Source organism: Parapedobacter sp. (genome assembly GCF_035556095.1).
Lineage (GTDB): Bacteria > Bacteroidota > Bacteroidia > Sphingobacteriales > Sphingobacteriaceae > Parapedobacter.
In genome coordinates this window covers 22,702-35,962 of the sequence record NZ_DATMFT010000007.1, presented here as the reverse complement: position 1 = coordinate 35,962, position 13,261 = coordinate 22,702, and the positions used below count along the sequence as shown (strand labels likewise).

14 protein-coding genes are annotated in these 13,261 nt (G+C 53.1%); 10 read left to right on the top strand and 4 right to left on the bottom strand.

Annotation, left to right across the window (positions count from 1 at the left end; translation table 11 throughout):
• The first annotated feature begins 25 nt into the window (after positions 1 to 25).
• The 3 genes from VNQ80_RS03850 to VNQ80_RS03840 are packed head-to-tail and all read left to right on the top strand — an operon-like array spanning position 26 to position 3,239.
• Entirely contained in the window at positions 26 to 1,543 is a 1,518-nt protein-coding gene (locus VNQ80_RS03850) for a malate:quinone oxidoreductase (RefSeq protein ID WP_325636134.1), read from the top strand.
• A gap of 2 nt (positions 1,544 to 1,545) precedes the next feature.
• Positions 1,546 to 2,178, top strand: coding sequence for a nicotinamide riboside transporter PnuC (pnuC, locus tag VNQ80_RS03845; RefSeq protein WP_325636133.1), 633 nt, complete (start codon positions 1,546 to 1,548; stop codon positions 2,176 to 2,178).
• On the top strand, positions 2,175 to 3,239 hold the full coding sequence (locus VNQ80_RS03840; RefSeq protein ID WP_325636132.1) for an acyl-CoA dehydrogenase: 1,065 nt from the start codon (positions 2,175 to 2,177) through the stop codon (positions 3,237 to 3,239). Before pnuC ends, VNQ80_RS03840 begins: the two co-directional genes overlap by 4 nt.
• On the opposite strand, the gene VNQ80_RS03835 is transcribed toward VNQ80_RS03840, so the two are convergent.
• Positions 3,205 to 3,675, bottom strand: a complete 471-nt coding sequence (locus tag VNQ80_RS03835; RefSeq protein WP_325636131.1) for a hypothetical protein — start codon at positions 3,673 to 3,675, stop codon at positions 3,205 to 3,207. The two genes, VNQ80_RS03840 and VNQ80_RS03835, sit on opposite strands and share 35 nt — an antisense overlap.
• 110 nt (positions 3,676 to 3,785) lie before the next feature.
• Between VNQ80_RS03835 and ispE the strand changes: the two genes are divergently transcribed.
• The 6 genes from ispE to VNQ80_RS03805 all read left to right on the top strand — a co-directional run bounded on the left by ispE (position 3,786) and on the right by VNQ80_RS03805 (position 9,055).
• The gene (gene ispE, locus VNQ80_RS03830; protein WP_325636130.1) at positions 3,786 to 4,589 is read left to right on the top strand and encodes a 4-(cytidine 5'-diphospho)-2-C-methyl-D-erythritol kinase; all 804 of its coding nucleotides are present in this window, start codon (positions 3,786 to 3,788) and stop codon (positions 4,587 to 4,589) included.
• 17 nt (positions 4,590 to 4,606) lie between these two features.
• Complete coding sequence (locus VNQ80_RS03825; protein WP_325636129.1) at positions 4,607 to 5,131, top strand: YdeI/OmpD-associated family protein; 525 nt, start codon at positions 4,607 to 4,609, stop codon at positions 5,129 to 5,131.
• A gap of 84 nt (positions 5,132 to 5,215) precedes the next feature.
• On the top strand, positions 5,216 to 5,569 hold the full coding sequence (locus tag VNQ80_RS03820) for a hypothetical protein (protein WP_325636128.1): 354 nt from the start codon (positions 5,216 to 5,218) through the stop codon (positions 5,567 to 5,569).
• Positions 5,570 to 5,658: 89 nt separating this feature from the next.
• On the top strand, positions 5,659 to 8,073 hold the full coding sequence (locus VNQ80_RS03815) for a TonB-dependent receptor (protein WP_325636127.1): 2,415 nt from the start codon (positions 5,659 to 5,661) through the stop codon (positions 8,071 to 8,073).
• A gap of 11 nt (positions 8,074 to 8,084) precedes the next feature.
• A complete protein-coding gene (locus VNQ80_RS03810) occupies positions 8,085 to 8,567 on the top strand; it encodes a DUF4625 domain-containing protein (protein ID WP_325636126.1) in 483 nt (160 codons plus the stop codon).
• A 29-nt stretch (positions 8,568 to 8,596) separates the two neighbouring features.
• Positions 8,597 to 9,055, top strand: a complete 459-nt coding sequence (locus tag VNQ80_RS03805; protein WP_325636125.1) for a DUF4625 domain-containing protein — start codon at positions 8,597 to 8,599, stop codon at positions 9,053 to 9,055.
• A 56-nt stretch (positions 9,056 to 9,111) separates the two neighbouring features.
• Here VNQ80_RS03805 and xerD read toward each other — a convergent pair whose 3' ends face one another.
• On the bottom strand, positions 9,112 to 10,005 hold the full coding sequence (xerD, locus tag VNQ80_RS03800; protein ID WP_325636124.1) for a site-specific tyrosine recombinase XerD: 894 nt from the start codon (positions 10,003 to 10,005) through the stop codon (positions 9,112 to 9,114).
• A 174-nt stretch (positions 10,006 to 10,179) separates the two neighbouring features.
• On the opposite strand from xerD, the gene VNQ80_RS03795 reads away from it, so the two are divergent.
• Positions 10,180 to 11,007, top strand: a complete 828-nt coding sequence (locus VNQ80_RS03795) for a mechanosensitive ion channel family protein (protein WP_325636123.1) — start codon at positions 10,180 to 10,182, stop codon at positions 11,005 to 11,007.
• On the opposite strand, the gene VNQ80_RS03790 is transcribed toward VNQ80_RS03795, so the two are convergent.
• Complete coding sequence (locus tag VNQ80_RS03790; RefSeq protein WP_325636122.1) at positions 10,988 to 11,578, bottom strand: riboflavin synthase; 591 nt, start codon at positions 11,576 to 11,578, stop codon at positions 10,988 to 10,990. The two genes, VNQ80_RS03795 and VNQ80_RS03790, sit on opposite strands and share 20 nt — an antisense overlap.
• A 39-nt stretch (positions 11,579 to 11,617) precedes the next feature.
• On the bottom strand, positions 11,618 to 13,261 hold the full coding sequence (gene lnt / locus VNQ80_RS03785; protein WP_325636121.1) for an apolipoprotein N-acyltransferase: 1,644 nt from the start codon (positions 13,259 to 13,261) through the stop codon (positions 11,618 to 11,620).

Here is a 13,261-nt window from a genome sequence, read left to right as displayed (position 1 = left end):
GTAATTTTGCAGCAATTATAATATAATGGCGAAGAAAACGAAAAAGGCTACCGAAGAGGTAGATGTTGTTCTTATCGGTGCGGGCATCATGAGCGCCACGCTGGGTACGTTAATCAATGAGCTGCACCCCCGTGCAAGTATCACGATATACGAGCGTCTTGACGAGGTGGCGGCAGAAAGCTCCGACGCATGGAATAACGCGGGTACCGGCCATTCCGCACTGTGTGAATTGAACTACACGCCACAGCGGGCGGACGGGTCGGTAGCTATCAGCAAAGCCATCAAGATTGCAGAGGCCTTTGAACTTTCTAAAGAATTTTGGTCTTACCTGGTCGCCAATGGTATCATCGATCGCCCCGAAGACTTTATCCGGAGCGTTCCGCATATGAGCTTCGTGTTTGGCGATGAGAACGTGGCATTTCTCCGCAAACGCTATGAGACCATGCGGGAGCATCACCTGTTCAACGGCATGAGCTATACCGAAGACCATAACGTGCTCCGCGATTGGATTCCCCTGATTATGGCGGGGCGTAAGCCCGACGAACACTTAGCTGCCACGCGGATTGATATCGGCACCGATGTTAATTTCGGCGCGTTGACGCGCGCCCTATTTCTTCACTTGATACAGCAAAACGGGGTCAAGCTCCGGTTGGCCAATGAGGTGCGTGATATCGAGCGGGCTGATGACGGCCGTTGGAAGGTGAAAGTGAAAAACCTTACTACCGATAAAAAGAAAACGGTAGTTGCCAAATTTGTCTTTATTGGCGCCGGTGGTGGTTCGTTGCTCTTGCTCGAAAAGTCGGGTATACCAGAAGCGGATGGCTTCGGGGGATTCCCCGTGAGCGGTCAATGGTTGAAATGTACGAACCCCGAGATCATCGCGAAGCACCATGCCAAGGTATATGGCAAAGCCGCCGTCGGTTCACCACCCATGTCGGTTCCCCACCTGGATACGCGGGTTATTGATGGGAAAACCGCATTGCTGTTTGGTCCGTATGCGGGCTTTTCGACCAAGTTCCTTAAAAATGGCTCGTGGCTCGACCTCCCCGCGTCGATTAAGCTCAGCAATATCCGTCCCATGCTAGCCGCAGGGATGGATAACATTCCGCTCACCAAATACCTGATCAACCAAGTACGGCAAAGCCCGGACGACCGGCTGGCGGCGTTGAAAGCGTATGTGCCTACGGCACGCAAGGAAGATTGGGAACTGGAAATTGCTGGCCAACGGGTACAGGTCATCAAGAAAGATGAAGAGCACGGCGGCATACTTGAGTTCGGCACCGAAGTGGTGAGCAGCGCGGACGGTACCATATCGGCACTCCTCGGTGCGTCACCGGGCGCATCCACATCCGTGTCTATCATGGTCGATCTGCTGGCCCGATGTTTCCCCGAGCGTGCCAAAACTGCCCAATACCTCAGTAAACTACGTGAGATGATCCCCTCGTTCAGCCAATCCATTGCCGAAGATGCACAACTGTGCCGGGAAACGCGTGAGCGGTCGGCTTCGATACTGAAACTGGAACATACGCTCGAATCCGTATAGGCGTGGCAGACGTCGCAAACTGGTTCCACGAATTGGCGGGACAACTCAAGCAAACGCCATTACTCCATTGGATCGGCGTGATCTGTGGGGTTATCCAAGTGTTGCTTGCGAAAGCCAACAAGGTATTGCTCTATCCATTCGGCATCGCCAGTATACTGATTACTGTTTACGTGTTGTATGAAGCAGGCCTCTACGCCGAAATCCTATTAAACGGCTATTACCTCGTGATGAGCATCTACGGATGGGTGCATTGGGTGGCGCGGCAGGACCAGCCGCAGGTGGTAGCGGCCTACTCGAAACGGACGGATTGGTACATCACCCTGCTGATTGTCGCCATCGGTTTCCCCGTATTGTATTTTGCGCTGATCCATTTTACAGACTCCACGGTGCCCGCGTGGGATGCTTGGGTAAGCGCCACGGCGTGGGCAGGGATGTGGTTGTTGGCACAGCGCAAGATTGAAAATTGGATATGGCTGAACATCAGTAATGCTTTCGCCATTCCGTTGTTGGCGTACAAAGGCCTCCACCTCTATGCGCTGCTAACGTTGTTTCTTTTCGTCGTCGCTATTTTCGGGTATATCGATTGGAAGCGCATTATCCGCCGCCAACGCGTAGAAGGGAGGATGGACGTATGAATGAACCAATGAAATACCGGGACGCGCCCGTGTCGTCTGCATGGGTTGAGCAGCTTCGTGGCAACGCCGGCCATGCCGAAAGCAGTGGGATGCTTACACCCGAGCAGCTGGCCATTGTCTATGACCACCGATGGTTTAAACTGTTCGTGCCAAGCAGCCTCGGTGGATTGGAATTGTCGTTGCCCGAGGGTGTACGGTTGGAAGAGGAGCTGGCATGGATTGACGGTAGCTTGGGATGGACCGTGACGCTATGTGCTGGCGCCAACCTGTTCGTGGGTTACCTGGATCGTTCGGTTGCCGCACCGGTCTTCGCCGACCCGCGCGTATGCTTGGGCGGGAGCGGACAGGCAACTGGAAAGGCTGTTGCCGAGGGAGACGGATACCGTGTGTCGGGCCGATGGCGTTACGCCACCGGCACACCGCACCTTACACATTTCACGGCAAACTGTGTGCTCGAAAAAGACGGCAAGGACTTGCTGGACGCAACAGGGGAGCCGCTTGTGCGCTCATTTTTCTTTCCCCGGTCAGACGTGCAAATCATGGACGACTGGAACGCATTCGGCTTGAAAGCGACCGCCAGCCATTCGTTTGCGGTTGATGACCTATGGGTGGGCCCATCACAGGCCTTTTTGATTACGCCTGAGGCGGCAACGTGGGATCATCCCATTTATCGCTATCCGTTCCTTCCGTTTGCAGAGGCTACCTTGGCAGTGAATACGTTGGGTATGGCAAGGCATTTTTTGGAGTACGCCACAGCCTTGGGTAAGCCGACGTTGCAAAACTTAGTACAGCAGGCTCAATTGGGACTTGCGGAAGCCAGGTCGTCATTCTATGACGTGCTCGATACCTCTTGGAATGAATTGCTTCGCGTAGGCGAACTGCCTCCGGAAGTGCAGGAAGCCGTAAGCAAGCACAGCCGAAGGTTGGTTAAGGTATCCCGCGAGTGGGTCATTGCCGTATACCCATACCTGGGATTGGTGGGTGCGGATGCCACCTCCGAAATAAACCGGGTATGGCGTGATATCTTTACGGCAAGCCAACATAGCCTTCTTCGCTTGTAGCTGCACAATCAATAGGCTCGTAAACCGATGAAAACGGACTGCTGTCCAGCGTAAGCTGTCGCCCGGTGAGGGTATCGACCGAAAGCGGTTTCTGTAGGAGCTTCCCATTATCTAGTTTGAAAACGACACGAAGGGTATCTTGTATGCCCTCTTGGGAAAACGTCCATACTAAATCAAAGACATCGTCCTCTAATGTGCCCAGTACTGTGCCTCTTCTGGCATCTTTTTCATACGGTATCACGTTGAAGATGCCGCTTACCGTTTCATCCCGTGCTACCCATTGAATATAAGCGGAGTCTTGTAGTTGCGTACCCTCCAAGCGCAAAAAGCAGTATTTTTGCTCGTTGTCTGCCGTGCTTCCCTCGTTGAGGTTACCGCTTTGGCAAGCTGCGAAAGAGAGGCAGCAAAAGATGATTACACGTATAGGTATGTGCATTGCCCCATGAGATTTTGTTACACCAATAACAACGCACGTCAGATATTGTTTATGCAGCAATGTATTTCTTGCATAAGAAAAACAACTTATCTAAGTTTGTAGGCAGTTATATGGTCGCATTTCCAAACGCCAAGATAAATATCGGACTGCAGGTCCTTAGCCGTCGAGCGGATGGTTACCATGATCTGGAGACCGTTTTTTACCCGATTAACCTGCATGACGCGCTGGAGATCGTAACGGCCGATGAAACCCGGTTCATCCCATCGGGGCTGGCCATTCCCGATAATGGCGTGGACAACCTGTGCGTACGCGCCTATCGGTTGCTCCAACGCGCATACGATTTACCTCCCGTCCATATCCATTTGCATAAAACGATCCCCATTGGCGCGGGCCTTGGTGGCGGATCGGCCGATGCGGCCTTCCTGCTAAAGCTGGCCAACGAGCAGTTCGGGTTGGGGCTCGATGAAATCCAATTAATGGGATATGCCCGCCAATTGGGAGCCGATTGCGCCTTTTTTATCCGCAATGCACCGGTGCTCGCCTCGGGAATTGGAGACGTATTCGAGGAGATCGACCTCGATCTGTCTTCGTACCATATCGTATTGGTCAAGCCCGATATTCATATACCCACTGTCGCGGCTTACGAAACAGTCGTACCAAATCCGGCAGGCAGGCAATTGGCTACAGCGATAGAAGCGCCGGTGACAACGTGGCGTGATACCATCGTGAATGATTTTGAGACGGGTATTTTTGCCATATATCCCGAAATTGCTGCTGTGAAAGCATTTTTATATGAAAAGGGAGCCGTGTTCGCTGCCATGAGCGGCAGCGGATCAAGTGTGTTCGGCCTGTTTGAAGAGCGTGTGTCGCTGCGCGGGCTCGACACTGCGCATACGGTCTTTTACGTTGATTAATTTAACCCTTAAAGTGCATGGTCACGTTCCAAGCCGAAATATTGCGGGCCGAAAACCAAGGAGCTGCCATGGCCGGGTGGGCTTATGTGGAGGTGCCCCGGGCCATTGCCAACCGGATAAAGCCCGATTACAAACAGGTCTACCGTGTACGTGGGCAAATCGATGACCACATATTTGCCGGCTTAGCACTGATGCCCATGGGCGACGGTGATTACTACCTGGCCATAAACGGCACCATGCGCAGGGTGCTGAATAAAGACGTTGGGGATATGCTGGCCCTTTGTTTGGAGGAAGATAAGGATTTCAAGATAACCATACCCGAAGACCTGGAAATTTGCCTATTGGATGAAGACGACGATTTGATGGGTAAATTTATGGCGCTGGCAAAGTCGCACCGGAATTATTTCATCAAGTACATCACTGACGCCAAAACCGAACCGACACGAACCAAGCGCATTGCGATGACCGTGGAAGCCATGATCCTCGGGCTCGATTTCGGCGCCATGATCCGATTGGATAAAGCACGTAGGCAGCACGGATAGGTGGGTGGGCAACTACTCGCCCGTAAAAAAGTACCGCGATTTTTGGTGGAGTTAATTTATTAACGCAACTTTGCTGCAAGTTTTATGGGGCGTTACGTTCAAATATCCCGATGGTTGCTGTGTGCGATTACGCTGAGTGTCGTCATTACGGTGGTCAGCATCCCGCTGATAGCCGCCATGCACACGCACGCGCAGCATATGGACGGCTGCGATGACCGGCATAGCGACGCTGCGGGTACAGCTGGCGCGGTAGACTGTGATTTCTGTGCTTTGTATGCCCAGTTTACGCCGCGGGAGGCGCTGCCACTGCCCGCTCTTTCTTTCTGCACACCGGTATTGCCCTTGCTGACGATATTTGCCCAACCGAGGCCAAAAGCGCTTTGCGAAGGCTTGGGACACCTGCATACCAATAGGGGCCCACCGTCCTACGTCTCCTAGCATCTCTCCCGGGTCAACAGTGATTTGACCCGGTATCCAACCGGTTTCATTTTTTTATATTGTTTCAATCAATGCGATTTGTGCATTCGATGAAGTTCATCATTATTACACTTATTGGCCTGTTTGCCTTCGCGTTTGCCCATGGGCAGGATTCTCGATTGGCCGGGCGGGTCACCGATACCATTGGCAACCGTGTTGTCGGTGCACGCGTGACGTTGGAGGGCGTCGGAATGCAGGCGGGCCCGCCCATAAAAGTGGTGCTCACCGATACGACAGGGGCGTTTTCTTTCGTCGGACTGCCACGGGGTAACTATCAGCTTGTGGTCCATAAGCGTGGCTATGCAGATTGGCAAACGACAGTTTCCCTCACTGGTGATACGGATGGCTTTACCGTAGTGTTGGAAGGTAAGGTGCACTTGCTTGACGAGGTGCTTGTGGTAGACAACCATGTGGAACGCCGAAAGCAGGAGGAATCGCTCAATTTGGAAGTGGTCGGTAAAGATTTCGTTTACCGCAACCTGGGCGGTAGTTTGATGAAAAGCCTCGAACGGCTTCCCGGTGTCCAGACGATCGGTATCGGTTCGGGACAATCGAAGCCCCTCATCCGGGGGCTGGGATTCAACCGGGTGGTTGTGGTCGACCGGGGCATCAAGCATGAAGGCCAACAGTGGGGGAGCGACCACGGTCTTGAGTTGGACCAGTTTGCCGTCGGCGAGGTGGAGATCATCAAAGGGGCGGCATCGTTCGTTTATGGGTCTGACGCTATCGGTGGAGCCATTGATGTGAAGCCTGAAGCGTTGCCTGCCCCGCACACGCGGGCGGTATCGGTCGATTTGGTAGGACGTAGCAACAACCACAGCTATGGTACCTCGGTACGTATCGGTGGGCGCAGCGATAAGTGGTTTGTCGATTCACGGCTGACATACTTGCGTTATGGCGACTACCGCGTCCCTGCGGATACGGTATACGTCTATGATTATGCGGTGCCGCTTCAAGGCCAGCGTCTCCGCAATACGGCAGGGCGCGAAACGGACGTACACTTCACCGCCGGTTACCTGGCTGAACGTTTCAATTCCATCCTGTATGTAAACAATATCGATAACAAAGCGGGTTTTTTTGCCAATGCACATGGCCTTGAGCCCCGCCGCGTGGATGTGGAGCTGCACGATAAATCGGTGCGGGATATCCTGTTGCCAAGCCAGCAGGTGAACCATTTCAAGGCCATCAGCAAAAATGCCCTACACTTGGGTGCGCATCACATCGAGGCCGAGCTGGGGTTCCAGCGCAATTTCCGGCAGGAGCACAGCCCTTATGTAAACCACGGTTATATGCCGTCTTCGTTGCCCGATACGTTAGGGGTCCCAACAACACTGGAACGCGAGTTTGACAAACAGGTGTACGCACTGAATGTAAAGGATTACGTGGAACTGGGTAAGCACCAGTTGACTTTCGGCCTCAATGGCGAGCGACAGCATAACCGCATCGGCGGATGGACCTTCCTCGTGCCATCGTTTGCCCAGTCGACAGTGGGTGTATTTGCATACGACCGTTACCGGTTGACGGATCGGCTGCTGCTGCACGGCGCAGTGCGTTTTGACCACGGTAGCCTGCGGATGCATGAGTACCGTGACTGGTTCCCTTCCGACGTACCCGAGGGCGGACAGGCGTATCTGGTCCGTGCGGCCGACCTGCACAGGCGTTTCAACAGCTTGGTATGGTCTATCGGGATGAACTACGAGCCGTTTGAAAACCTTTCATTGAAAGCCAATATCGGCAAAAGCTTCCGGATGCCCATTGCCAAAGAACTGTCCGCCAACGGCGTGAATTACCATTACTTCAGCTATGAACGCGGTAACCCGTCGCTCGCGGCGGAGCAATCGTACCAGGCCGACCTAGCTGTCGAGTGGAATACCGATGGTTGGCAAATCCAGGTGAGCCCGTTTTATAACTACTTCCCCAACTACATTTACCTGAATCCCACGGCAGCATTCGACCATTTCTATGGTGCAGGCAACCAGGTGTTCGAATATGCCGAGAGCCGGGTGATGCGGTACGGGGGAGAGGTGCAGGTATCACGTCGGTTGGGCCGTTCGCTGAAAGCGGAAGTGCTGGGTGAATACCTGTTTTCCCAACAGCTATCGGGTACCAAGAAAGGATTTTCGCTGCCATTTGCGCCACCGCCGTCACTTTTGATGGGGCTTTCGTGGTCACCCGAACGTCCGGGTAGTCCGTTTATTGAACTCGACTACCGGCTGGTGGCCGCGCAGGACCGCATTGTGCCGCCGGAAAAGAAAACTGCCGGCTGCGGCGTGATGGCCTTGCGGGCGGGCGGTACGGCCAGGGTGGCGGGTATGCCGGTACACTTGAACGTTCAGGTGCAGAACCTATTGGACACCAAGTATATGGACCATACCAGCTTTTACCGCTTAATAGAACTTCCGGAAATGGGTAGGAATATTGTCCTTTCCCTGCGCATTCCGGTAATCAGTAAACAAAATGAATAAATGATATGAAGATGATGGAGAAACTACGGATAATGCGGATAATCATTGCCTTTGGAGCGATGGCATTGGCGCTATCATGCAGCAAAGATGCGGAGACGGTGGATACGGAATACCCGGTCATCGACGGCAATTTCGCGGGCGCATTCCCGCAACAGTGCGGTACCGTACGACGGGGAGAGACATTTGTTTTCAGGGCTAAATTCAGCGACAACGTTGCATTGGGCTCCTTCAGCCTGGATGTACACGATAACTTCGACCACCACAGCCACAGCACGGAAGTCGAAGCGTGTGACATGGGGCCGGTAAAGGAAGCGGAAGCCCCTTTTAAGTATATCAAATCGTTCGATATCCCCGGTGCACCGAAAACGTACGAGGCTGAGGTAGCAATTGCCGTCCCTGCGGACGTCGATCCGGGCGATTATCACTTTCTGATGCGAGTAACCGATCGGGAGGGATGGCAAACCCTGCGCGGACTAAGCATCAAAATCGAATAATTTTTAATTAACTACTGAACATTATCATCATGAATAAGCAAAATAAACTCGTTATCGTTATCCTGGTCGGCTTTACGTTTTTTACGTGGGTAGGGTGCAACAAAGATGAGGCCCCCGCTGTCAATAAGCCGAAGATTGAGGGGCTGGAAGTAGGGTACAATAACGACCGTATAGCCCACCCGGGGTCGGACCTCCACCTGGATGCTGCCATTCTAGCTCCCGGTGGCATCGCCAGCATCACGTTATCGATCCATCCGGAAGGTGAAGCAGGATGGGAATTCGAACGCGAGTACACGGAAGGTTATGAAGGGCTTAAGAACACCGACTTCCATGAGCATATAGACGTGCCGGCTGATGCTGCGGAAGGCGAATACCACTTGCACCTCACGGTTACTGATCAGTTGGGTAACACGGTGGAGGCCGAATCGCATCTCGACATCGTGGCGGGTGACCACGATCATGACCACGATCATGACCACGACCATTAACGAAGAGTAGGGTTAGCGAGAACCACGGCCGTCTCGTCTCAGACGAGGCGGTTTTTTTATGACCGCGGGTGGTATTGGGTAATTACGGAATGGAGGTAATCGCGGTCTACGTGCGTGTATATTTCGGTGGTGGTGATGCTTTCGTGGCCCAGCATGTCTTGTACCGCCCGTAGGTCGGCACCCCCTTCCACCAGGTGGCTGGCAAATGAATGGCGGAAAGTGTGGGGGCTGATTTTCTTTTTGAGGCCGATTTTGGTTGCCAGGTCGCGGATAATGATAAAGACCATTACCCGGGTGAGGGGGGCACCCCGCCGGTTGAGAAACACGAAGTCTTCGTTTCCGACCTTGATTTTCTGATGTATCCGTATTTCACTCAGGTAAATACGGAGGAATTTGATGGCCTGGCTGCCGATGGGTACGAGCCGCTCCTTGCTGCCCTTGCCTTCGACCTTGATAAACTCCACGTCCAGGAACAGGTTGGATACCTTCAGGCCCACCAGTTCGCTCACGCGCAAGCCACAACCATACAGCACCTCCAACATGGCCTTGTTGCGCATGCCTTCCGGTGCCGAGAGGTCTATGGCATCGATGAGCTGTTCGATTTCCTGGATGTTGAGCACAGCCGGTATTTTCCGGGCCAAACGCGGTGTCTCGATAAGCGCTGTCGGATTTTCGAGCAGGTCGTGTTCTAGGCTCATGAATAAGTAAAACGTTTTGATGCCCGAAAGGATGCGCGCTTGGCTTGTAGGAGATAATCCGAAGCCATTTATCCATGTCAAAAAATCCTGTATATGTTTGGGGGTGATTTCCTTGGGCAGGATGCCTTGTGGGTCAGCAAATTGCTGGAGTTTGATCAGGTCATTGAGGTATGCCTCCACGGTGTTCGCCGACATTGCCCGCTCCAGTTGGAGGTAGTTTTTGAAGTCGCCGGTAGCGGATTTCCAATTCATTCTTGCATACCTGCATAAAATGACAAGCAGGATATGGGCAAACTTAGATAAAGTTGCTTTTATATGCAATTATAATCGCGTTCGATAAAAAAGCAACTTTGTCGATCTCTCCGACTGCCGCTGAGAGACAACTTTTATTGAGGAAATATACAATATTCACTAACTTTACGGCACATGGAAAAGATAGAGCTCGCCCTGGACCGTATCATCGAGGCCATGTTGTCTCGTGTACCCAGTGTCGTGTTGGGCATTTTGATATTGATTGCCGGCAGCTGGCTTATTCAACTGATCCTGCGTATCATCCGCAAGCGGTTTGAACGGCGCAGCGTTGACCTGTCGCTGCGCGATTTCGTAGCCAGCATTGTCAAATTCATCTTATACACCATGCTCATCCTTAGCGTGGCATCGATGGTCGGCATTCAAACCACGTCGTTCGTGGCCGTGCTCGGCGCGGCAAGCCTCTCCATCGGGTTGGCCTTGCAGGGCAGCCTGTCTAATTTTGCAGGCGGGGTTTTAATCTTGTTGTTCCGGCCCTTCCGCGTGGGCGACTATGTAAGCAGTGCCTCTGGGGCCGCGGGCACCATCGAAAAAATAGATATTCTCTACACCACGATGCGTACCTCTGATGGGATTGCTGTATTTGCACCGAATGGGCCGTTGGCCAATACCGTGATTACGAATTACTCCAGCATCACCAAACGGCGGCTTGAGTATAAAATCGGCATTGCTTACGAGGCTAATATCAAAGAAGCGCGGGACGTGATCCTTAAGGTGCTGATAGACGATCACCGGATATTGAACACCCCAAAGCCCGAAGTGCGTGTTTCCGAACTGGCCGACAGTGCCGTTAATATCGTGATTTGGGCTTGGGCGCCGAAAGAACAGTTTTGGGAAGCCTATTACGAAAACTTTGAGCGCATCAAACTGGCACTAGATGCCAACAACATCACCATCCCTTATCCACAGCAGGAGATGCGCATCGTCAACCGCGAAGCGCCATAATACGCGCCACGTATTTGCCAATGACATCGAATTCGAGGTTTACCGTGTTGCCGACGTTCACTTGGTTGAGGTTGGTATGTTCGAAGGTATAGGGGATGATGGCTACGGAAAACTGATCGACTTGCGAGTCCACGACCGTCAGGCTGATGCCATTGACCGTGATGGATCCCTTCTCTACGGTAATGTTGCCCTGCGACCGATCGAACCGGAAGGTGTAAAGCCAGCTGCCCTGCTGATCGTCGATCGATACGCACTGCGCGGTTTGGTCTACATGCCCCTGCACGATATGGCCATCCAACCGGTCGCCCACTTTCGTGCAGCGTTCGAGGTTAACGAGACTCCCCACCTGCAGGGCGCCCAAGTTGCTCTTCTGAAGTGTTTCGGCAATGGCCGTAACGGTGTGCTCACCGGGCGATAGGGCGACTACGGTAAGGCATACGCCGTTATGGGAGACGCTCTGGTCGATTTTCAGCTCGTCTGATAGGGTAGAGGCCACCGTGATGTGGAGGTTGCCCGCCTCCTGCCGGAGATGGGATACGGTGCCGAGGGTTTCGATGATACCGGTGAACATGTTTTTAGTCGTTTTAGTCGTAAGTTTTTAGTCGCCAGTCTATTGTCTGTTGTCTGTTGTCTGTTGTCTAACTTTCCGTTTGGCCAATCCGAGCAAAATGAAAAGGGCGAATCCGGCGCTGCCGGCAAGTCCGGCGTAAGCCAAGTAATCGCCGGTTGATACATAAAACGTGATTTCCTCGTTGAGGTTGATGTCTTGCTTGATGGCTGTGGGCACCCACCACGTGGTCCGTTGCACCACATCGCCCCGTTGGTTGATGAATGCGGAGATACCCGTATTGGCCGAGCGCGCCACCCAGCGCCGTGTTTCGATAGCACGTAGTTTGGCATAGACCAGGTGCTGGTCTTTCCCCGCCGTATTACCCCACCAGCCATCGTTGGTAATGACGGCGATGAACTGTGCTCCTTGCCGTACGTATTCTGCCACATAATTACCCCATATCGACTCGTAGCAGATGACGGGTGCGGCGCCGATACCGCTTTGCGCGTAAAAAACCGAAGGCGTGTCCTGGCTACCATACCCGCCCGTAGTGCCACCGAATCCGGCGAATAGCGGTTTCAAAAAACCCAGTGCACCGGCAAATGGGAACTGCTCCGCACCTGCAACCAATTTGGATTTGTGGTAAAACTGGAGTTTGGCCGAATTTTCAACCAATACGGCCGAGTTGAAGGCATCGTAATAGATGCCCTCGTATGCCCGTGCGGTCGGTGTCCGTTGGTCGCTATATATCCGATACCCTTCTATGCCGGAAAGTACGTTGCCATTTTTATAGTGCTGTAAGAACTGCTGGATACGGTGAAAAGCAGGATGTTCGTAGAAGCGATCTTCATCAAACCCACCTTGCCGGGCAATGGCCGTCTCCGGCCAAATGAAAAATTCAGTATTCGGCTGGGCGACGGAATCCGACAACCGGATGAGATTTTCTATCTGCTGTTCGGGTGTAATAAAGCTAAACTTTCCATACGGATCGATATTGGGCTGTACCACCACCACGTCCGATGGGTTTTGGTGTTCCTCGTAGGAGGCATAGCGGTATAATGACCAGGCTGAAGGTATCGCAATAAGGAGTACGAGCCCAGCCAGCAGCTTATAGCGGTGTGCTGGTCGGAATCCATCCTTGGCCGATAGGATGGTGAGGAAGACCAGGATGTTACTCGCCCAAATCCACACCGTACCGCCGTACACCCCCGTATATTCATACCATTGCACCAGCTGATGCGTGCCGGCAAACCCATTGCCCAGGGTCATCCATGGGAAGGACAGGTCCCAGCTTTGGTGCAGGTACTCGTAGGCCATCCAGAAGGAAACCAATCCAGCCAGCGACCAGCCGATCGCATAACGCTTGCGCAATTGATAGTACATCCGGAAAGCCAAGGCCATCAACAATGCGGCAAGCCCGAAGGGAATAAGCGAAACGAACGCCGCGGCATATACAGGCATCACGGCATTCATGGCATTGAATACCCAGTAAATCGACGCCGTGTTCCAAAGGACACCGGTGAGTCCTGCCAGCGTGAACACCTTAGCGCCTTTCCGGCGGTAATCGCCCCGCATCACGGCTTCCAGCGCCAACAAGAGCGGCACAAAAGCCACCCACAGCAGGGGTGAGGTATAGGAAAAGGGCGGCCATGCCAACCACAGCAAGCATGCACTTAATAAGGCCAGTAAATAGTTTCTCTTCAC